This is a genomic window from Pseudomonas sp. B12(2026) (assembly GCF_057767015.1).
This window is the reverse complement of record NZ_CM173430.1, coordinates 173,626-193,582: the sequence shown is the minus strand read 5'-3', so window position 1 is coordinate 193,582 and position 19,957 is coordinate 173,626. Positions and strand designations below refer to the sequence as shown.

The window sequence follows — 19,957 nt, the reverse complement described above, 5'->3', positions numbered from 1 at the left end:
CATCTCTACGTAGCTAACGCTTCCTCTACAAGATTACGTATTTCATCATCAGAAATTCGCTTTATTCTTACTCCAGCAGTACGCAATAGAATGCTAGGAAAATGCCATTTAGACATCGGCAAAATTTTTATCGCCCAGGCCACTTTGCGAATTTGGTAGTCATGCTCCGTCTCAATAAGCTCCTTAACGAGCTTTGCACTCCCTGAAAATTTTGACGAGTTCCGTAGAAACTCGTGACAATAAGAAGACCTTCTAACTAGTGCTGCCTGAGTTATCTTAATTGGCTTTCCTTTCGAGGCCAACAACTCATCATGTGCAGCCATGATTTCCGTCGACAGTTCAGTATCCCTTGCTCCCCAGTCGACTCGCGCTTTGCGCAGACTGACGAGTCGATGGGAATTTACATAGCACTGCAACCACTCCCGATCATGATGAAAGAGCCAATGATACCCAACCTTATTGTGGCACCTTTGGTTAGGATCATTCGCAAAGGCTATGCGATGGGCCGCTATCTCATTCTTGGAAGGTGAGTTTTTCCGGCTTCTCGTCGGCGAATATACACACTCCTCTTGAAGACCGGCGTTTGCCTTAGACCCACACAGGTCATCAAGGGCCAGCTCCAGAATCCAACATAGAAAATAAAAATGGAATGGCTGGATAATGCGCCCGTTTCTACGAAGAACTCGTAATACCCATTCGCCATCCCCAGTGACTGATAGGAACTCACTCGACTGAGTGCAATCACTGAGTCGGCATGCCACATGGCTTTTTATTGCCTGTTCCCTGAGTCGCCCCCTATGAAGCAACCCCATCTCCGAGAGGCGATATCGGAGGATGTTACAGTGCAATAGATCTATTACGCGCAGCGGATTCTCAAGCCCCCAGTTTTGCATAATAGCTATGGTCCGAGCAGGTCCAAGTCCAAAATCACTCAGCACTGGCGTGCCCGGTATTTCTCCAGGTAGGAGCATGCAGCGCCAATCCATATTAGAAGGGAAGCTTACGGATCGAAGCACCTGGCCGTGGAGAGGACAGGTGCATACCCCAGCCGCCATGTGGATGCGATGCCAGTAGGGGACGCCATAGGCTTGGATATCATCCTGTACACACCCTTCGCAGTATCGAAAGGATGCATGCTTAAGCAATCCCGAGGCAGTTATCCCTAAGCTCAGCTTCAACCCCGTTCCCTTGCTCCCCTCCATGCAACGAATCGCCGAGTCATAGCCTACATCTCCAAGGAATGGCATATAGAGAGGTAGCAATGTTCGGGACTCAATGAGCTCCCTAACCGAGTAAATCCCCTCCAATCGCTGGGACAAGGCCCCCAGACAGCAGGGAAGCACTGAGCCGCACGTCCTGGAGTAGGACCCAAACAGCTCATGGCTTGTGAGACGATAGCTCTCGTTGGCGACAGTCCGGTGGTAACGGACTGCGAGGCTATAGAGCGACTCGTCTGGCAACGGTTCAGGAAATGCCAGCAGACGGCCCATTCTCTCACCCTTGCGCCAAGAGTACCTTTACCAGGCCGAGTGGTCGTCGATCCAGCCCCGCTTCAGCAGCGCTGCTTGTACGTCCTCGGTTTGATCAAGATAGACATTTTCTAAGCCATCGCCCCCAGTGGAGACAGGCGCAACTGGCTTGCCCTTCGGCCTACTCGGGCGACTGTCGTCCTGAACAGGCGTAGATTGCGTGAAAAGAGCTAGATCAGCACGTTTCGCCCTGCGGACCAAGTCATAGTTAAGCATCTGGGCGACCTGATCCTTGGTGGGCATCATGTCCTCGAAATCAGCGATCTGAAGCGGGTCTCCACTGCGTAAAGCCTCGATCGGCTTATGAAGCATCCTCATCTGATTATCGTAGACATGTTGCAGAACCTGTGGAGTTATGCGCTGAACCCCTTCCGATATCGCGTGTCTTTGCGCAAGCATCAGCAGCTTGGCCAGAAAGTCGGTATTGCCTTGAGAGAGGTCGTAGATCTTCGCGGTGAGTTCGTGAGTAAGCGGCGCTCTTGAACCTGTCCAGTCATATTCCCATAGGCAAGAAACAAGATGCTCCCAAAAGGGGTCATCTTCAGTAAACCTGTCGAATGCAATTTCTCCAGAACCCACCGCACGACGAGCGTTTCGTAGCACACCGGAGAACAAAGGCAACATAGCATTCGTCCCGACATAAACCAGCGGAACACCAGCGTCATTGGAGAGCGTTACGAAGAAATTGAGCAATTTCTCCCTATCTTGGCCCCCCCGAGATGAATTCAAATGCTGCATTTCATCAATAATAATAGCCCCAACAAAATAAGCCTTACAAAGCTGGCTGATTTTCTGAAGCATAACGCTAATACTGTATCGACCGGCGCCGAAGGCAGAATATTTATCGATACCTAACGCATTATCTAACGCGGCAAAAAATGCTGCACAAAATCCCTTCAGGGAACCGTCATGCGGACAGTCTATCTTCAGCCAGACCACCTGAGTCTGAATGAATACCCGGCGCTTGTACTTACGATGCTGCACCACCTGCGGGTAGATTTTAGTAATTGCATCTAAAGCTGTCGTTTTCCCCATACCGCTCAAACCTATTAGCGTCATGATATCCGCTGATGATTTGAACCCTCCAGCCCGCACTCCGGCTGTTGAAGGCTGACGGTATCTGACAGTTGCGGGAGAAAAAGGATTTCGAGCCATGTAGCCATAGCGAAGGAGTTGGCTAAATCCGTCCTCCAACTGCAAGTGGATATCAAGGGGGACCACTACGTCCTTCAATCTATTGACACAGTGAGCTCGCATTTTTGGGCTGAGCGCCAGTTCTACCTCGGTGGGCATTGGAGGGCGATACCCTAAAAGTCGGACAACATCGGCATCCGTGAGGATCGCTGGAAGACATTCAATTAGCGGATTGCCATCATATTGCGCCATACCCGTTTCCGCGTATACCGCACGAGCGAAATCAGAAGAGATCATATATCACCCCCCTGTGCATCATTTATGACTAACTTCAGAAAAGCGGCGCTTCTTGAAGATCCGGTTGTAACAGTTGGCTTTTGCTCATTTTCAGAACGCGACGGAGCTGAACTAACAACCCGCAACTGGTTCAATTCGGCTGTCTCTAGATCACGCTCGGCCTGCATCTCCGTACTGCGCTTAGCCTTCTTATCTCTTTTGAATTCCGCCTTGGATACGGGATTTCCTGCACCCTGACGCTTAGCCATAGCCTTACGAATAATATCTTCTTGATGCCCCTTCAACTTAGCGCCATCATTATTCTTTTCATACTTTGCATCGGGTGAGGGCTTGCGTGTTGCATGAAGGACGTCGATGACTTCTTCCATGCGAAAGCCGGAATATCGCTGTGACTGACCGGGAACAAGCGTCATAGACTGAAATTCAGTCCCGTTTCTCACCCAGCAATTCTCTATGGAATTGGGATCATACAAAACCCGAATATATCGAGTATTGAAGTTATGCGAATGAGCAAGCCAATTCTCTCTCTGAGCCAGTTCGCACGTATAAAGGAGTCCTTCAAATTGGATTCCGCCCCTTGTAATCCGACACTCTTTTGAAGGCAGCAGCGCTATCTTCAATTGGGACGGGGATACAACCCTTGTATTTACCAGATTATGGTCCATTGACCAATTCCAAATATTAATTGGAGTTGGCTCCAGGTCATCCGCGATCATTTCGGGCGTCAACAAATTAGGGAGACGGAGACTCTTATTATGAGACAATACGCCCGCAATAACCATCTCTGTAAATTCATCGATATCAAGGACAGCATCAAGCTCGTAGTCCCGATCTCCTCGCTCTAGACGTCGCGCGTCGACCCCACCTGGGACAAACTTCAAGTCCAGCTTTTCGTTAATCAGCCGAAAGCGACTTTCAACAATACTCTTCCAGTCTGGCCTATAGGGTGGAGGGATATTAAGAACCGTACCGAGGGTGTTGGTCATCGTTTCGCCTGCCCCACTGAGCAACTCAGCGCGATCCGCGGTCAACTCGATAGGCAAGTGTGAGCACGGCCACTCAGACTCCTCTATATCAATGTTATAACGCTTGCAAAACTCTTTCTTTGGCGTATACGCATTAAACAGCGCGTGCCTCGCTCCGTTCCAACTTGGCCCCTCCAAACCAACGTGAATTCCTACGATCATTCGCGTATAGCTATCAACAACGACGTACAATACTGGACGACCAATTAGCCAGTTTCTGTTAATTCGATGAACGAGGTAGACATCTGCAATCGTTGAGTCAATTTCATAGCGCTGACACGGGCCGGATAGCCCCTGTGAGGCCTCTCCAACCAGCGGCCTGAAATCCTTGTTCCAACGTATAGTCCCTTGTTGTCCTTTTAGCGCGTACAAATCATCAAAGAATTTCTTTCCGTTGTATCTCAATTGCCCGATGGTAGGGTGCTTACCTCTTACGACATCCCCCTTAGAACCATCAGCTGCAATCTCTCGATAGAACTTGTCTAGCATCCACTGGAAGCAATTACCAAGAGTTCCGCATTTTCCACTTGCGAACCGACTATAAGCTATTCGAATCGTAGAGAGATGGCGTTCATCTAGAAGAATCGCACCATCCTCCACAACAACCCCACGATACCGTTCGGGGCGTCCAGGCACTTTTCCGGAGCTTCGATCTTTAGGCTTACCTTTTCCACCACATCTGGAAGTATCCCAGAGGAAAGCATTTTTTATCTGCCCCATACTCCAGTATCTAAATAGCAAGCGGTAAATCTGCTTCCTATCCACACCCATTCTTTCAGCATGCTTACTAACCGCTGCACCGAAGCTTGAAGTTAGCAAATCCCGAGGGGAGTTCCCCTCAACCATATCTTTAATCAAACCCCAGTTTCTATCGCGACTTTTTCGCTCCCGCTCACTTATATCCTCATCACAACGAATGAGAAGCTCGAGCGGAAACTCGACATTTATAACTGCCGCTCCAGAATTAATTTCCGAAATCAATAACATCTTATCTACAATCCACGGTTTTCGCGGATTTATCGAAAGATCAATGACGATAACCAAATCATCCCTAAACCCTAAAACTCTCACTGGGTTTTGCAATAGCTCAGAGCCGTGCCCAGGGGATACAATGGAATTTAGTGACAAGTTAAGCATGGCGGGAAACCTCACTTGATGGATAGTCAGAAGTACCCAACACCTCCACGTGCAAGGGCTTCGACAAATCAATCAACTTCGACTCAACGTCTATCTTCAACCTTCCAGTCCAGACGAGATGGAAGAAAAGACACTTTACGCCCATGTACTCCATGTAAAGAGCTTTGGCGATTTTTATTAACAAAGTCTTAAGGGGAATTTCGTCCGTCTTTGCTGTAGAGAGGAGACCAAGCAATTGGCTTATGTTTTTTTCACTCGCCAGCATCGGTGAGATGGACGAATAACTTCGGAGGAGCAAGAGATTTCTAATTCTGCTCTGCGACAGTCTCTCGTACAGCACCAATTTCCACTCTATATTTCTTCTCTCCCAATAGAGCCGTTCAATCTCTAATTTCTCAAGCAGCCTATCCCGCTCGGCTTTTGAAGCGCTCTCAATTTCTTTCGCGTATTTCAATGAACGTGCAACCAGTCTTTCTTTACCTGCAGAGTCAATCTGAGTTATCAGAAAGTCGGTCGTCATAACGAGAGGAATTTTGGTTCCAGGGTAAACCGGGGGTCGGACGTTCAAGCTCGAGGCAATCGCATGCGTTTCCGTTGCTGGCAACAGAGGGAACTGCTCACGAATATCTATGATGGATGGGTCATTCTCGAGGATGACGTGGTAGTGATATTCGGCTCTTGAAAGCAAATGGTGGGCACGATGGATTTTTACCCCGGGCACGATGTGTGAAGTCCCGCGGGAAGGGAAAGACCGGACTTTAATCCACGGCACATATTCCTCTCTGACACCCTGGCCATCGCCGGAAGCAATCCGCTTATCAATTAATTTCTGAGTGACTAGCTTGGAACGCCCCGGCTTGAATCGTGGCGGTGAAACCTGGCTCATCTGGGCTAACCGGATTACATAAAGAGGTGGCCATACTCCAAGAGGAGCATCGCTACTAACAGGAGAGCCCCGCTGCGCGAGCTCGCACAGCGGGGCGTGTGCAGACAGCGTCACAACCTCGTTGAGTGATTATGAACGCGGGGAGTCGCCACGACCGGATTCCCGACGTAGGGACGGTTGTGACAACCTTTATTTGCTTGTGACACGCTTTATTTGTTTGTGACTACCTTTATTTATTCCAGACAGCACGGCGCGCCGACACCCGGACAGTCACTCGACGGTGACCGACTTGGCGAGGTTGCGCGGCTGGTCGACGTCGGTGCCCTTGAGCACGGCGACGTAGTAGGACAGCAGCTGCAGCGGCACGGTGTAGAGGATCGGCGCCAGGCAGTCATGGATCGCCGGCATGCCCACCACGTGGGTGCCCGCCCCGTTGTCGATGCCGGTGCCGCCCTCGGCGAAGACCACCAGCTCGCCGCCACGGGCGCGCACTTCCTGCAGGTTGGACTTGAGCTTTTCCAGCAGCTCGTTGTTCGGCGCCACGGTGACCACCGGCATGTCGGCGTCCACCAGGGCCAGCGGGCCGTGCTTGAGCTCGCCGGCCGGATAGGCTTCGGCGTGGATATAGGAAATTTCCTTGAGCTTCAGCGCGCCTTCCATCGCCACCGGGTACTGCGCGCCACGGCCGAGGAACAGGGTGTGGTGCTTCTCGGCGAACAGCTCGCTGACCTTCTCCACCACCTTTTCCATCCCCAGCGCCTCTTCCAGGCGGGTCGGCAGGCGGCGCAGCTCGGCCACCAGCTCGGCCTCGACGCCCTCGCCCAGGCGCTTCTGCACCTGGCCGAGGCCCAGGGTCAGCAGCATCAGCGCCACCAGCTGGGTGGTGAAGGCCTTGGTCGAGGCGACGCCGATTTCCGGGCCGGCGTTGGTCAGCAGGGTCATGTCCGACTCGCGCACCAGCGAGCTGGTGGCGACGTTGCAGATCGAGAGGCTTGCGAGGAAGCCCAGCTCCCTGGCGTAGCGCAGCGCGGCCAGGGTGTCGGCGGTTTCGCCGGACTGGGAGATGGTGACGAACAGCGAATCCGCATGCACCGCGACTTTGCGGTAGCGGAACTCGCTGGCGACCTCGACCTGGCAGGGAATGCCGGTCAGGCTTTCCAGCCAGTAGCGGGCGACCATGCCGGCGTGGTAGCTGGTGCCGCAGGCGACGATCTGCACGTTGCGCACCCTGGCCAGCAGCTCGCGGGCCTGCGGGCCGAAGTTGTCCACCAGCACCTGCTCGGCGCCCAGGCGGCCTTCCAGGGTGCGCTGCACCACGGCGGGCTGCTCGTGGATTTCCTTGAGCATGAAGTGGCGGTAGGCGCCCTTGTCGGCAGCCTCGGCGCCTTCGTGGTAGCGCACGGCCTCGCGCTGCACCGGGTTGCCCGCCACGTCCCACAGCTGGACGCTGTCGCGGCGGATCTCGACGATGTCGCCCTCTTCCAGGTAGATGAAGCGGTCGGTCACCTGGCGCAGGGCGAGCTGGTCCGAAGCCAGGAAGTTCTCGCCAAGGCCCAGGCCGACCACCAGCGGGCTGCCGCTGCGCGCGGCGAGGATGCGGTCCGGCTGCTTCGCGCTGATCACCGCCAGGCCGTAGGCGCCGTGCAGCTCCTTGACCGCCGCCTTGAGCGCGGCGGTGAGATCGCCCATCTCGCTCAGGCGCAGGTGCAGCAGGTGGACGATGACTTCGGTGTCGGTCTGCGAGGTGAATGCGTAGCCGCGCGCCTTGAGCATCACGCGCAGGGCCTCGTGGTTCTCGATGATGCCGTTGTGCACCACCGCCAGTTCGTCGTGGGAGAAGTGCGGGTGGGCATTGGCCTCGGTCGGCGCGCCGTGGGTGGCCCAGCGGGTGTGGGCGATGCCCAGGCGGCCGAGCAGCGGCTGCTCCTCGATGGCCTGCTCCAGGCCGGAAACCTTGCCGGCGCGGCGGCGGCGTTCGAGCACGCCAGCGCCATCGATCACCGCCACCCCGGCGCTGTCATAGCCACGGTATTCGAGGCGCTTGAGGCCCTCGACGAGGATCGGGGTCACATTGCGTTCGGCGATGGCGCCTACGATTCCACACATGGGATGGCTCTCCTTTTATTGGTCTTCGCAGCGCGCGCGGATCACTTTCACGCCACGCGCCTGAATCAGTTCGTACGCCTCATCGCTGAGCCGCTCGTCGGTTATCAGGGTCTGGACGCTGCTCCACGGCAGTTCCAGGTTGGGAATGCGCCGGCCCAGCTTGTCGGCCTCGGCCATGACGATCACCTCGCGGGCAACCTCGGCCATGACCCGGCTCAGCCCGAGCAATTCATTGAAGGTGGTGGTGCCGCGTTCCAGGTCGAGGCCGGTGGCGCCGATGAACAGCTGGTCGAAATCGTAGGAGCGCAGCACCTGCTCGGCCACCTGGCCCTGGAAGGACTCGGAATGCGGGTCCCAGGTTCCGCCGGTCATCAGCAGCACCGGCTCGCGTTCCAGCTCGCGCAGGGCGTTGGCCACGCTCAGGGAGTTGGTCATCACCACCAGGCCCGGCTTGCGGCCCAGCTCGGGAATCAGCGCGGCGGTGGTGCTGCCGCTGTCGATGATGATCCGCGCGTGCTCGCGGATGCAGGCCGCGGCCGCGCGGGCGATGGCCTGCTTGTAGCGCGACAGCGGCTGGCTCGGCTCGGCGATCAGCTCGTGGGGCATCGGCACCGCGCCGCCGTAGCGGCGCAGCAGCAGGCCGTTGCCTTCCAGGGCGGCCAGGTCCTTGCGGATGGTCACCTCGGAGGTGGCGAACCGCCGGGCGAGGTCATCCACGCTTACCTCGCCCTGTTCGGCGAGCAGCGCCAGGATGTCGTGGCGGCGTTGCGGCGTGTTGCGTTTCGACATGGACGATTAAGTTTCGATTCGAAAGATAAGTGTGCGAATCAAAACCCAAGAGCTTTCGCTCGTCAAGAATTTGTAGTGCGAACGGAAGGTTTTACCTGGGGCGCACCACTGCTCGCGGCTGTATGCCCGACGAATCTTCGAGCGGAGATCCGTCGTAGGATGGGTGGAGCTTGCGATACCCATCAGAATTGTTCGCGCGGTATATCGATGGGTATCGCTTCGCTCCACGCCATCCTACGGACCTGGCGAAGACAGTTGCGTCTATGGCGCTCAGTCCACTTCCAGCCGGTTGCGTCCGCTGCGCTTGGCGCGGTACAGCGCCTGGTCGGCCCGCTCGAAGGCCGTGTCGCCGCGCTCACCGGAGCGGAAGGCGGTCAGCCCGGCGGAACAGGTGATCGCCAGGCGTTCGCCCTTGAAATGGAACGGGCAGGCTTCCACCGCGCCGCGCAGCGCCTCGAGCAGCCGCTCGCCACCGTCCAGCGGGGTCGCGGGCAGCAGCACGACAAACTCCTCGCCACCGTAGCGGGCGATGAAATCGGTCTTGCGCAGGCGCCTGGAGAGCTCCGCGGCGATGATCTTCAGCACCTTGTCGCCAGCCAGATGGCCGAAGTCGTCGTTGATGCGCTTGAAGTGGTCCACGTCCAGCACCGCCAGCAGCAGATCGCCGCCGTAGCGCTCCCAGCGCGCCACTTCCTGTTCCAGGCGCTCGCTCAGCGCGGCGCGGTTGGGCAGGCCGGTGAGGACGTCGGTCATGGCCTTCTGGCGCTGGTCCTCGATGTTGGCCTTGAAGGTCCGCGCCTCCTCTTCCATGCTCGCGACCCGCGTCATCAGCAACTGGATGCGCTCGCCCACCTCGCGCTCGCGGGCCTGGCGTTCCTCGCGGAACCGGTCCATGGTGCCGACCAGTCCTTGCAGGCGGCTCTCCACGTGGAGCTTGAGGCCCTCCAGGTCGGTGGCTTCCAGCACGCTTTCCTTCAGGCCGCTGACCTGCTCGCGCAGGGTGTCGTCCAGGTCGCGGGCGCTGGAGCTGGAGCCGGCGTGGTTGTCGTGCACCGCCTGCAGCCCGTCGAGGAAGGCGCCCAGGCGCTCGTTGAGCTGGTGCAGGTAGCCTTCGAACTCGCGCTGGCCGTTGTCGTTGAGCGACAGCACCAGCACCGCCAGGTCGTCCAGCACCGGCACCAGTTCGTACCAGTTCAGGCTGCCGTGGATGCGCGTGCGCAGGGCGTCGGCCTGGGGCTGGTGGGTGATCGGCAGGTGCATCTCGTCCAGCAGGTGCAGCAGGCTCGCCTCGATGTGCGGCGCGACCGCGCTGTAACCCGGCTCCGGGCGCGGCGGCAGGGCGTACTGGTCACCCGCTTCGGCCGGCTCGCCGAACAGGCCGGGGGGCAATGGCAGGCTGTCGAGCAGGGCTGGCGCGGGCGCCACGCTCGGGGGTGCGGCTGGCGCTTCGGTGGCCACCGGCTCGACTGCGGCGGCGACCGGCCCGGCAATGGGCTCCGCCGCTACAGCGGCTACCGGTGCGGGTGCGGGTGCGGGTGCGGGTGCGGGTGCCAGGGATTGGGCCGGGGCGGTCACGGCCTCGTCCAGCACCGCCGTATCGGCCGGCACTGCCTCGGCCAGCGCGACTGGCGCTGCCAGTTCCGGCTCCGGCGCGTCGGCGGTCGCTTCGCGCGCGCCGAACAGACGCTGCAGGAAGCCAGGGCGCTGTTCGTTGCCGCCGTCGTCGAAATGTTCCAGCACGCGGCGCTGCAGACCGCTCAGCTCGCCGAGCAGGGCCGGCAACTCGCGGGGGGTGCTGGCCCGCGCGGCGATGTCCTTGGCGAACTGCTTGAGCGGCTTGCGCACATCCCGTGGCAGCTCCAGCGCCAGCAACTGCTGGGCGAGCTGGGACAGTGCCGCGATGTTCTGTTCGATGCGCTGCTGGCGGCGCTGCTCGGAATCGAGCACCGCACGTTCCAGTTGCGGGATCAGGCGGGAGAGGCCGGCGTCCATCTCGTCGCGCCGCAGCACCTCGCGCAGCTCCTTCATGCAGGCGTCCACCGCCTTGTCGCTGCCTTCGGCCGCCAGGCTGCTGCGCACCAGGCCGCGGCGCAGCAGGTCGACGCGGGCGTTCCAGCGTCGCTCGAGCTTTTCCTGTTGCTCGAGGTTGTCGAGATACTTCTGTTTCCAGCGCGGCTCGCGCTCGCGGCTCATTCAGAAGCCTCGTCGCGCAAGGCGAGCGACGAGGCGGCGCGCAACGCATCCGGCAGGCGGATTTCCACGGCCACGGGCAGATGGTCGGAAATCGGTTGCGGCAGGACACTGACGCGCTCCAGCGCCAGCCCGGAACTGAGCAGGATATGGTCCAGGCAGCGCTGCGGGCGCCAACTGGGGAAAGTGGCCTCCACCTGCGGCGCGACCAGCCCGAGGTCGCGCAGGGGCGAGCTTTCCAGCAGGTCGGTGGCGTGGGTGTTCATGTCGCCCATCAGCACCCGGTGGCGGTAGCCGTCCAGCAGTTCGCGGATATAGGCGAGCTGGCGGGTGCGGGTCCGCGCGCCCAGGGCCAGGTGCATCATCACCACCGCGAGGGCGTCCTCGCCTTCGCCGAAGCGCATGAGGATCGCTCCGCGCCCCGGCGGTCCGGGCAGCGGATGGTCTTCCAGGGCGGAGGGTTGCAGGCGGCTGAGCAGGCCGTTGCTGTGCTGGGCGAAGCGCCCGAGATTGCGGTTGAGCTGCTGGTACCAGTAGGGGAAGTCCCCGAGCTGGGCCAGGTGCTCCACCTGATTGACGTAGCCGGAGCGCAGGCTGCCGCCGTCGGCTTCCTGCAGGGCCACCAGATCGTAGTCGGCGAGCAGCGAACCGATGCGCTGGAGATTGACGGCACGCCCGGCGGCGGGCAGCAGGTGCTGCCAGCCGCGGGTCAGGTAATGCCGGTAGCGCTCGGTGCTGATGCCGACCTGGATGTTGAAGCTGAGCAGACGGAGGCGGCCATCCTCGGGCAGCCCCGAGGCGCACTGGTGATCGGGATTGACGCGCGCGGTGCAGGCCCCCGCAACGCGCTCGCGATTCCGTCGGCGCAGCATCGCCAGGTCCTTACTGAGCGGCCTTGGCGGAAGCGCGTTCCCGGGCGATCAGCTGGTCGGCCAGTTCCAGGGCGGCCTCCGGGCTGCCGGCCGAGCCGATGTCGAAGCGGTACTTGCCGTTGACGATCATGGTCGGTACGCCGCTGATCTGGTAGGCCATCGCCAGTTTCTTGGCCTTCTCGATCTGGCCCTTGATGGCGAAGGAGTTGTAGGTGCTGAGGAACTTGTCCTTGTCGATGCCCTGCTCAGCCACGAAGGCGGCCATCTCTTCCGGAGTGGTCAGGCTCTTGGGGTTGTCGTGCAGTTTCTCGAAGATCGCCTGGTGAACCTTGCGCTCCACGCCCATGGATTCCAGGGTCAGGAACAGCTGGCCGTGGATGTTCCACAGACCGCCGAACATCGCCGGGATACGCACGAAGTGCACGTCGGCCGGCAGCTTCTCGACCCACGGGTTGATGGTCGGCTCGAAGGCGTAGCAGTGCGGGCAGCCGTACCAGAACAGTTCCACCACCTCGATCTTGCCGGGCTGGGAAACAGGCACCGCCTGGTTCAGCTCGGTGTAGTTCTTGCCAGCCTCGAAGTCGGCGGCATTCGCGTTGAGCGCGAACAGGCCGGCGAAGGCAAGCGCGGCGGTGAAAATCAGGTTACGCATGGTTCACTCCTTGGCTGAGCGGGATCCGTCCTGCCTGCGCGGGACGGGCAAAGCGGTTTTGACCTGGGGGCCCAGGCACGGTTCCAGCATTGTAGTGGCGGCGGATGCAAAAAAGGGCGGCCGAAGCCACCCTTTTTTCATTCCAGCGATTTCCGCCAGGCGCCCTGGATCAGTGCAGGCCTTCGATGTAGCTGGAGATCGCGGCGATGTCCTTGTTGGACAGCTTGGCGGCGATGCTGCGCATGATCATGGCGTCGCCGTCGTTGGTGCGGTCGCCTTCGCGGAAGTTGGTCAGCTGCTTGGCGGTGTAGGTCGCGTGCTGGCCGCCCAGGCGCGGGAAGCCGCCTTCGGCGTTGCCCAGGCCGCTCGGGTTGTGGCAACCGGTGCAGGCCGGCATGCCTTCGTTCAGCTTGCCGCCGCGGAACAGGGCTTCACCCTGGGCGACCAGCTTCGGATCGGCCATGCCGATGCCCATGTTCTGGCTGGAGAAGTAGGCGGCGATGTCGGCCAGGTCCTGGTCGCTCAGGTTGGTCAGCAGGCCGGTCATTTCCAGCACGGTGCGCCTGCCTTCCTTGATGTCGTGCATCTGCTTGAGCAGGTAACGCTCACCCTGGCCGGCCAGTTTCGGGAAGTTCGGCGCCATGCTGTTTCCATCGGCGCCGTGGCAGGCACCACACATAGCGGCTTTCGCCTGACCGGCCTTGGCATCGCCAGCGGCGTGTGCAACGCCGGTAAGGCCCAGGGTCAACAGCAGACTCACGATCAATTTGTTCATCAGCTAATCCAATAACGGCTAAGGGTGAAAGAGTTAAGGCTCCGGGGTTACCTGGACATCCATTGGATGATGGCCTGGTAATCCTCGGCGCTGCAGTCGGTGCACAGGCCGCGAGGCGGCATCGCGTTGAAACCGTTGGTCACATGTTGCACCAGCGTGTCCATGCCCTTGTCCAGGCGCGGTTTCCACGCGGCGGCGTCGCCCTTCTTCGGCGCCATCGGCAACTGGCCGTTGTGGCAGGCGCCACAGGCACGGTTGAACACGGCTTCCGGCTCCTGGGCCGCCTGGGCGCTGGAAGCCAGCGCGGCAACGATGGCTGCGAACAGCAGTTTCGTCATGATTTCCTCATCGTCAGGGAACATCCGCGTTCTAAATGCGCGGACTTCGTGGTCCCCGTGGCGCTCGACCCTGGGGGATAAAGCGCACACAAAATCCGCGGCATTATATACTTCCAACGCCGAAACGGAAACGAGACTGCCTCCCGCGACACCTGGTCGCACCCCCTCTGCGAACATGCCAATGCCCCCCATGAACCCTGCGAAAAACCCGATTCTCGGCCTGTGCCAACAGGCCTCGTTCCTCATCAGCGCCGCCAAGGTGAACCAGTGCCCGGACGACAGCGGCCTGGAAGTCGCCTTCGCCGGCCGCTCCAACGCCGGCAAGTCCAGCGCGCTGAACGCGCTGACCCACGCCAACCTGGCGCGCACCTCGAAGACCCCGGGCCGCACCCAGCTGCTGAACTTCTTCCGCCTGGATGACGAGCGCCGCCTGGTCGACCTGCCCGGCTACGGCTACGCCAAGGTGCCGATCCCGCTGAAACTGCACTGGCAGCAGCACCTGGAGGCCTACCTGAGCAGCCGCAACAGCCTCGCCGGCGTGGTGCTGCTGATGGACATCCGCCATCCGCTGACCGATTTCGACCGCCTGATGCTCGAATGGGCGCAGGCCAGCCGCCTGCCGATCCACGTGCTGCTGACCAAGGCCGACAAGCTCGCCTTCGGCGCGGCGAAGAACGCGCTGCTCAAGGTCCGCAAGGAAATCCAGCAGGGCTGGGGCGACGTCGCCACCCTGCAGCTGTTCTCCGCGCCCAAGCGTCAGGGCGTAGAAGAGGCGCAGAAGGTCCTGGCCGGCTGGCTGGGGCTGCTGGACGACGGGGAAGATGAGGCCGGCGAAGAAGCCGAGGGCTGAATCGCAGGCAAAAAAAACCCCGAGCTTCGTATGGGGAGGGGGAAGTTCGGGGTCCAAGTCCGGACCGCTAGGGCGGGGTCCAGTAATCTGCCAACACTAAACACTGCAAAGGAGCATCGAAGGGCTTAAGCAGCCATTCACGTGTTCTGACTGAGCGCTTTGCAGGAAAGTTCAGCAGGTCACAGAAAAAAGCCCCGCAGTGTCCCGGACCGACCTTGACAGCCCCGCTGGAGGGCCCGCCATGCGGGCCCCTTGACCGTTCGTCAGTGTGCCTCGTCCCAGTTCGCACCCATGCCGACCTCGACGATCAGCGGAACGTCCAGCTCCGCCGCGCCACTCATCAGCGGCCGGATGCCGTCGCTGACCTGCTCGACCAGGTCCTCGCGCACCTCCAGCACCAGTTCGTCGTGCACCTGGAGGATCACCCGGGCGTCGATCCCGCTGTCCTGCAGCCAGTTATCCACAGCCACCATGGCGCGCTTCATGATGTCCGCCGCGGTGCCCTGCATCGGCGCGTTGATCGCCGTGCGCTCGGCGGCCTTGCGCATGGCCTGGTTCTTCGAGCCGATTTCCGGCAGGTACAGGCGCCGGCCGAACAGCGTCTCGACGAAGCCCTGTTCGGCCGCCTGGGCGCGGGTGCGCTCCATGTAGGCCAGCACGCCGGGGTAGCGGGCGAAGTAGCGGTCGATGTAGGCCTGGGCTTCCTTGCGCTCGACGCCGATCTGCTTGGCCAGGCCGAAGGCGCTCATGCCGTAGATCAGGCCGAAGTTGATCGCCTTGGCGCTGCGGCGCTGGTCGGAGCTCACCTGATCCAGCGGCACGCCGAACACCTCGGCGGCGGTGGCGCGGTGCACGTCGCGGTCGTGGCGGAAGGCGTCCAACAGGCCTTCGTCCTTGGCCAGGTGGGCCATGATGCGCAGTTCGATCTGCGAGTAGTCCGCCGCCAGCAGCTTGTAGCCCCTGGGCGCGACGAAGGCCTGGCGGATGCGCCGGCCCTCGGCGGTGCGGATCGGGATGTTCTGCAGGTTCGGGTCGCTGGAGGACAGCCGGCCGGTCGCCGCCACCGCCTGGTGGTAGCTGGTGTGGATGCGCCCGGTGCGCGGGTTGATCTGCTCCGGCAGCTTGTCGGTGTAGGTGCTCTTGAGCTTGCTCAGGGAGCGGTACTGCATGATCACCTTGGGCAGCTCGTAGTCCTGTTCGGCGAGGTCGGCGAGAACGTTCTCGGCGGTGGACGGCTGGCCGGTGGCGGTCTTGGCCAGCACCGGCAGGCCGAGCTTTTCATAAAGGATGGCGCCAAGCTGCTTGGGCGAGCCGAGGTTGAACTCCTCGCCGGCCAGTTCGAAGGCCTTTCGCTGCAGTTCGACCATTTTCTCGCCCAGCTCGACGCTCTGCCTGCCCAGCAGGTTGGCGTCGACCAGCGCGCCGTTGCGCTCGATGCGCGCCAGCACCGGCACCAGCGGCATCTCGATTTCGGTCAGGACCTTTTCCAGCGACGGGATGGCCTGCAGCCTGGCCCACAGGGTCTGGTGCAGGCGCAGGGTCACGTCGGCATCCTCGGCCGCGTAGGGGCCGGCCTGCTCGATGGCGATCTGGTCGAAGGTCAGCTGCTTGGCGCCCTTGCCGGCGATGTCCTCGAAGCGGATGGTGCTGTGGCCGAGGTATTTCAGCGCCAGGCTGTCCATGTCGTGGCGGGTCGCGGTGGAGTCCAGCACGTAGGATTCGAGCATGGTGTCGAAGGCGATGCCCTGCACGGCGATGGGCGTCGAGGCGTTGGCCAGGACGTTCATGTCGTACTTGGCGTGCTGGCCGACCTTGCGCTTCTTCGGGTCCTCCAGCAGCGGCTTGAGGGCCTTGAGCACCGCGTCGCGGTCCAGCTGCGCCGGCACGCCCATGTAGCTGTGCGCCAGCGGCACATAGGCGGCTTCGCCTTCCTTGACCGCGAAGGACACGCCGACCACCTGGGCCTGCTGCGGGTCGAGGCTGGTGGTCTCGGTGTCGAAGGCGATCAGCTCGGCGGCTTCCAGCTTCTTCAGCCAGGCGTCGAATTCGGCCTGCTCCAGCACGGTGTCGTATTTCGCGGTGGCCTGGACCGACGCGGCTTCGATATCGCCGCCGCCCTCCTCCTTGGCCTCGCGCAGCAGGTCGTCCAGCCACTGCTTGAACTCCAGCTCGCGGTACAGGCCGATCAGCGCCTCGCGCTGCGGCTCGCCCGGGTGCAGCGCGGCGACGTCGACGTCCAGCTCGACGTCGGTCTTGATGGTGGCCAGCTCATAGGACAGGAAGGCCATCTCGCGATGCTCTTCCAGCTTGGCCGGCAGGCCCTTGGCGCCGCGGATCGGCAGCTCGGGCACCTTGTCCAGGCTGGAATAGAGCACATCGAGGCCGCCGCCGACGCCGGTGAGCAGGCCCAGCGCGGTCTTCTCGCCGACGCCGGGCACGCCTGGGATGTTGTCCACCTTGTCGCCCATCAGCGCGAGATAATCGATGATCAGTTCAGGACCGACACCGAATTTCTCTTTCACGCCATCGGGGTCGAGCACGCTTCCGGTCATGGTGTTGACCAGCGTAATGTGCCCGTCGACCAGCTGCGCCATGTCCTTGTCGCCGGTCGAGATCACCACCGCCCTTCCCGCCGCGGCGCTGCGCCGGGCCAGGGTGCCGATCACGTCGTCCGCCTCCACGCCCTCCACGCACAACAACGGCAGGCCCAGCGCCCGCACGCTGGCGTGCAGCGGCTCGACCTGCACGCGCAGCTCGTCCGGCATCGACGGACGGTTGGCCTTGTACTCGGCGAAGAGCGCGTCGCGGAAGGTCGGGCCCTTGGCGTCGAAGACCACCGCGAAGGGGCTGTCGGGGTATTGCTTGCGCAGGCTCTTGAGCATGTTCAGCACGCCCTTCACCGCCCCCGTGGGCATGCCGGTGGACGTCGTCAGCGGCGGCAGGGCATGGAAGGCGCGATACAGGTAGGACGAGCCGTCCACGAGGACGAGGGGTGCTTGACTCATGAGGGGAATCAACCTTTTCAGAAGGGCACGGGCTAAACTGTCCGTAGCCAATTCGACAAAGGGACAAGGTTATCATGCGTACGTTGAACCGCCTGTTGCTCGCCGCTCTGCTGGGCCTAGGCACGACCGCCGCGATGGCAGCGGACGATGCCCCGAGCCCCGAGCCGGACGTGACCATCCGCCAGGAAGGCGACCGGACCATCCAGGAATACCGGGTCAACGGGTTCCTCTATGCGATCAAGGTCACCCCCAAGACCGGCAAGCCGTACTTCCTGGTGCGCGCCGACGGCAGCGACGGCAACTTCATCCGCTCGGACCAGCCGGACATGCTGATCCCGCAGTGGCGGATCTTCAGCTGGTAAACCCCCACGACGCTCCAGAGGATTGAGCATGTCGGTATTCACACCTCTGGAACGTCCCGTTCTCGAAGATTTCCTTGCCCCCTACGGGCTCGGTCGCCTGCACGAGTTCCGCGGCATCGCCGAGGGCTCGGAGAACAGCAACTTCTTCATCAGCCTGGAACAGGGCGAGTTCGTCCTGACCCTGGTGGAGCGCGGCCCGGTGCAGGACCTGCCGTTCTTCATCGAGCTGCTCGACGTGCTCCACGAAGCCGACCTGCCGGTGCCCTACGCCCTGCGCACCCGGGACGGCGAAGCCCTGCGCCAGCTCGAAGGCAAGCCGGCGCTGCTGCAGCCGCGCCTGCCGGGCCGCCACGAGCGCACGCCGAACAACCACCATTGCCGGGAAGTCGGCGACCTGCTGGCGCGCCTGCACCTGGCGACCCGCGGACGCATCATCGAACGCCCCAGCGACCGCGGCCTGAGCTGGATGCTGCATGAAGGCCAGGCGTTCCAGTCGCACCTGTCCGGGGCCGCCGCCACCCTGCTGGCCGACGCCCTGGAAGAAATCGCCCGCCTGCTCGCCGAGCAGCCGGCGCTGCCGCGCGCCAACCTGCACGCCGACCTGTTCCGCGACAACGTGCTGTTCGACGGCCCGCACCTGGCCGGGCTGATCGACTTCTACAACGCCTGTTCGGGCTGGATGCTCTACGACCTGGCGATCACGGTGAACGACTGGTGCTCGACCGAGGACGGCAGGCTCGACGGCCCGCGCGCGCGCGCGCTGCTGGCGGCCTACGCGGCGAAACGCCCGTTCACCGCGCTGGAGGCCGAGCTGTGGCCGGAGATGCTGCGGGTGGCCTGCGTGCGCTTCTGGCTGTCGCGGCTGATCGCGGCCGAGGCGTTTGCCGGGCAGGACGTGCTGATCCACGATCCGGGCGAGTTCGAGCGGCGGCTGGCGAAACGGCAGACGGTGGAGATTCATTTGCCGTTTGCGTTGTGATGCGCGGGCTGTGCTGATTCCGTAGGAGCGGACTCCGTCCGCGATAAGCATGGCACCGGCCTGCCGGCCGGATCGCGGATAAGATCCGCTCCTACAAGAGCCAGGCGCACCGATATGCCTCGCTGCGTTGCCAAGTTCGGACGAATCGCTCCCGTAGGAGCGGACCTTGTCCGCGATTCTCTTTCCCCTGAATGCATGGGCATCAGGCGGTTCGCTAGCAAGGACTGGGCGTCCCCCTCGGTCCTACGAAGAGCAGTCGCGGCATGAAGCGGGTGGCGTGAAGATCGAACAGGGAGTCGGCATCCCTGCCGTTTCTCCTCTGCTCAAGGTCAGCCTCGGCTCACCCGCATTTGGAATGCCCGCAGTTCAGGCAGGTGGCGCAGCCATCCATCTGCACCACGGCCATGGTGTTGCACTTGCCGCAGAGCTGGGCGCCGGCGGGGAAGCCTTCGCCGGGTTCGGCCTTGTTGGTGCCCTGCGCCGCTTCATAGGCGGCGCGCTTCTCGGCCAGGTACAGGCGCTGTTCCTCGTCGAGCTGGGCGCCTTCCATCAGGCCGATGGCGACCAGGTGGCGCTCCACCACGGCGCCGATCTCGGCGACGATGGAGGGCATGTAGATGCCGCCGCGCTTGAGGTAGCCGCCGCGCGGGTCGAACACGGCCTTCATCTCCTCCACCAGGAAGGTGCAGTCGCCGCCCTTGCGGAACACCGCGGACATGATGCGGGTGAGCGCGACGATCCACTGGAAGTGGTCCATGTTCTTCGAGTTGATGAAGATCTCGAAGGGCCGGCGCTGCTCGTAGGGCGTGTCCGGGTTGAGCACCATGTCGTTGATGGTCACGTACAGCGCGTGCTCGAACAGCGGCGACTTGATCTTGTAGGTGGCGCCCACCAGCATCTCCGGCCGCTGCAGGGTTTCGTCCATCTTCACCACGGCGGCCGCCGCGGCGGCTTCGGCGCGGGCCTTTTCCTCGGCCACGTCCACCACCTGGAAGCCTTTGATCTTCTGGTTGATCTTGACACTCATCACG

At 61.4% G+C, this 19,957-nt stretch carries 16 protein-coding genes; 3 read left to right on the top strand and 13 right to left on the bottom strand.

Annotated features, from left to right (window positions below; translation table 11 throughout):
• Window positions 1-5 precede the first annotated feature (5 nt).
• The 11 genes from AC3B6A_RS00890 to AC3B6A_RS00840 all read right to left on the bottom strand — a co-directional run bounded on the left by AC3B6A_RS00890 (window position 6) and on the right by AC3B6A_RS00840 (window position 13,730).
• Window positions 6-1,490 (bottom strand): TniQ family protein, encoded by a 1,485-nt coding sequence (locus AC3B6A_RS00890; protein WP_488400447.1) that lies wholly within the window; start codon window positions 1,488-1,490, stop codon window positions 6-8.
• A gap of 27 nt (window positions 1,491-1,517) precedes the next feature.
• On the bottom strand, window positions 1,518-2,960 hold the full coding sequence (locus AC3B6A_RS00885; RefSeq protein ID WP_488400446.1) for an ATP-binding protein: 1,443 nt from the start codon (window positions 2,958-2,960) through the stop codon (window positions 1,518-1,520).
• Window positions 2,957-5,122 (bottom strand): TnsB C-terminal domain-containing protein, encoded by a 2,166-nt coding sequence (locus AC3B6A_RS00880; RefSeq protein WP_488400445.1) that lies wholly within the window; start codon window positions 5,120-5,122, stop codon window positions 2,957-2,959. The genes AC3B6A_RS00885 and AC3B6A_RS00880 overlap by 4 nt, the downstream gene beginning before the upstream one ends.
• Window positions 5,115-6,008, bottom strand: coding sequence for a TnsA endonuclease N-terminal domain-containing protein (locus AC3B6A_RS00875; RefSeq protein WP_488400444.1), 894 nt, complete (start codon window positions 6,006-6,008; stop codon window positions 5,115-5,117). The genes AC3B6A_RS00880 and AC3B6A_RS00875 overlap by 8 nt, the downstream gene beginning before the upstream one ends.
• A gap of 270 nt (window positions 6,009-6,278) precedes the next feature.
• Window positions 6,279-8,114: a glutamine--fructose-6-phosphate transaminase (isomerizing) gene (gene glmS / locus AC3B6A_RS00870; RefSeq protein ID WP_488400443.1), complete on the bottom strand. Its 1,836-nt coding sequence runs from the start codon at window positions 8,112-8,114 to the stop codon at window positions 6,279-6,281.
• Between the two features lie 15 nt (window positions 8,115-8,129).
• Window positions 8,130-8,903 (bottom strand): DeoR/GlpR family DNA-binding transcription regulator, encoded by a 774-nt coding sequence (locus tag AC3B6A_RS00865; protein ID WP_488400442.1) that lies wholly within the window; start codon window positions 8,901-8,903, stop codon window positions 8,130-8,132.
• A gap of 270 nt (window positions 8,904-9,173) precedes the next feature.
• On the bottom strand, window positions 9,174-11,096 hold the full coding sequence (locus tag AC3B6A_RS00860; RefSeq protein ID WP_488400440.1) for a GGDEF domain-containing protein: 1,923 nt from the start codon (window positions 11,094-11,096) through the stop codon (window positions 9,174-9,176).
• Window positions 11,093-11,965, bottom strand: coding sequence for an endonuclease/exonuclease/phosphatase family protein (locus AC3B6A_RS00855; RefSeq protein WP_488400439.1), 873 nt, complete (start codon window positions 11,963-11,965; stop codon window positions 11,093-11,095). The genes AC3B6A_RS00860 and AC3B6A_RS00855 overlap by 4 nt, the downstream gene beginning before the upstream one ends.
• 10 nt (window positions 11,966-11,975) lie before the next feature.
• Window positions 11,976-12,617 carry a thiol:disulfide interchange protein DsbA/DsbL gene (locus tag AC3B6A_RS00850; RefSeq protein ID WP_488400438.1) on the bottom strand — a complete coding sequence of 214 codons (642 nt, stop codon included), beginning with the start codon at window positions 12,615-12,617 and terminating at the stop codon, window positions 11,976-11,978.
• A 169-nt stretch (window positions 12,618-12,786) separates the two neighbouring features.
• Complete coding sequence (locus AC3B6A_RS00845; protein WP_488400437.1) at window positions 12,787-13,392, bottom strand: c-type cytochrome; 606 nt, start codon at window positions 13,390-13,392, stop codon at window positions 12,787-12,789.
• Between the two features lie 47 nt (window positions 13,393-13,439).
• Complete coding sequence (locus AC3B6A_RS00840) at window positions 13,440-13,730, bottom strand: c-type cytochrome (protein ID WP_488400436.1); 291 nt, start codon at window positions 13,728-13,730, stop codon at window positions 13,440-13,442.
• A gap of 190 nt (window positions 13,731-13,920) precedes the next feature.
• Here AC3B6A_RS00840 and yihA point away from each other — a divergent pair, with 190 nt between their 5' ends.
• Window positions 13,921-14,580, top strand: a complete 660-nt coding sequence (gene yihA / locus AC3B6A_RS00835; RefSeq protein ID WP_488400435.1) for a ribosome biogenesis GTP-binding protein YihA/YsxC — start codon at window positions 13,921-13,923, stop codon at window positions 14,578-14,580.
• Between the two features lie 263 nt (window positions 14,581-14,843).
• Here yihA and polA read toward each other — a convergent pair whose 3' ends face one another.
• The gene (polA, locus tag AC3B6A_RS00830) at window positions 14,844-17,585 is read right to left on the bottom strand and encodes a DNA polymerase I (RefSeq protein WP_488400434.1); all 2,742 of its coding nucleotides are present in this window, start codon (window positions 17,583-17,585) and stop codon (window positions 14,844-14,846) included.
• Between the two features lie 74 nt (window positions 17,586-17,659).
• Between polA and AC3B6A_RS00825 the strand changes: the two genes are divergently transcribed.
• Entirely contained in the window at window positions 17,660-17,947 is a 288-nt protein-coding gene (locus AC3B6A_RS00825; RefSeq protein ID WP_488400433.1) for a DUF2782 domain-containing protein, read from the top strand.
• Between the two features lie 28 nt (window positions 17,948-17,975).
• Entirely contained in the window at window positions 17,976-18,926 is a 951-nt protein-coding gene (locus AC3B6A_RS00820; protein WP_488400432.1) for a homoserine kinase, read from the top strand.
• A 340-nt stretch (window positions 18,927-19,266) separates the two neighbouring features.
• On the opposite strand, the gene AC3B6A_RS00815 is transcribed toward AC3B6A_RS00820, so the two are convergent.
• On the bottom strand, window positions 19,267-19,956 hold the full coding sequence (locus tag AC3B6A_RS00815) for a TSCPD domain-containing protein (protein WP_488400431.1): 690 nt from the start codon (window positions 19,954-19,956) through the stop codon (window positions 19,267-19,269).
• Window position 19,957: the final 1 nt, after the last annotated feature.